General features: G+C 49.8%; 1 rRNA gene. It reads left to right on the top strand.

The window, feature by feature from the left end:
• Positions 1-287 (top strand): 23S ribosomal RNA (locus I6E24_RS16875); the annotation flags it as partial.

Consider the following 287-nt stretch of genomic DNA (forward strand, 5'->3'; position numbering starts at 1 on the left):
AACAATGATTCCCCCAGTAGTGGCGAGCGAACGGGGAAGAGCCCAAACCACCCATGTTACGGCATGGTTGGGGTTGTAGGACCACGACATTGCAAGAAATCTTGTGAGAAGAACGATCTGGAAAGTTAGACCATAGAAGGTGACAGTCCTGTATTCGAAGCAAGACGAAGCATAGTGGTATCCTGAGTAGCGCGGAACACGAGGAATTTTGCGTGAATCAGCCGGGACCATCCGGTAAGGCTAAATACTCCCGAGAGACCGATAGTGAACCAGTACTGTGAAGGAAA

It is taken from the genome of Bacteroides caecigallinarum (assembly GCF_021530995.1).
GTDB lineage: Bacteria > Bacteroidota > Bacteroidia > Bacteroidales > Bacteroidaceae > Phocaeicola > Phocaeicola faecigallinarum.